The sequence below is a fragment of the Chitinophaga alhagiae genome, assembly GCF_003568665.1.
Taxonomy (GTDB): domain Bacteria; phylum Bacteroidota; class Bacteroidia; order Chitinophagales; family Chitinophagaceae; genus Chitinophaga; species Chitinophaga alhagiae.
Genome location: NZ_QXMH01000015.1, coordinates 1 through 523, shown reverse-complemented (window position 1 = coordinate 523; position 523 = coordinate 1). Strand labels below are relative to the sequence as shown.

The window sequence follows — 523 nt, the reverse complement described above, 5'->3', positions numbered from 1 at the left end:
TAATCACATACTTTTAATTCATTTCATTTTATATAACAAAATTAAAAGTACATTTCATTAGGCAGACTCTAAATATCTGGGACTGACGTCATTATTTATTAATATATCAACTAGACCGATATTACTCTAACCTGCCAAGGGAACATGCCCAAAGACCAAAATACATATATAGAACTAAAACCAGACAGCAACACCAACAGACAAACTTCCAAATTTCAATTCAATCTAGCAGTCCTTTGGGGTGGTAGTGGTTTTCTTTGGATCATCTTTCTTCCCCAAAACAGTCTCTTTTGCACCTTGTGCCATGCTCACCGCTTGCTCCCTTGTCTTCTCCGCCATCTCCGCCGCCTTCTCCTTCGTGGCCTGGGCGGCCGCCGCAGCCTTCTCCTGGGTGGATTGGGCAGTTTCTGACGCTTTTGCTTTGGTGACAACTGTCTTCTCCTCAGCTTGGCACTTGGTTTTGTCAACTGCGGATGCCATTTTTCAAGTAGTGTTTGTAGTGATAGTAATTAGGAGTATTTGC

General features: G+C 42.3%; 1 protein-coding gene. It reads right to left on the bottom strand.

Annotation, left to right across the window (positions count from 1 at the left end; all coding sequences use genetic code 11):
• Window positions 1-225: 225 nt before the first annotated feature.
• A complete protein-coding gene (locus D3A97_RS25405) occupies window positions 226-480 on the bottom strand; it encodes a hypothetical protein (protein WP_119081244.1) in 255 nt (84 codons plus the stop codon).
• Window positions 481-523 lie beyond the last annotated feature (43 nt).

Excerpts from the sequence above, each read along its gene's own strand:
- D3A97_RS25405 (WP_119081244.1), bottom strand. The coding sequence starts at position 480 with ATGGCATCCGCAGTTGACAAAACCAAGTGCCAAGCTGAGGAGAAGACA.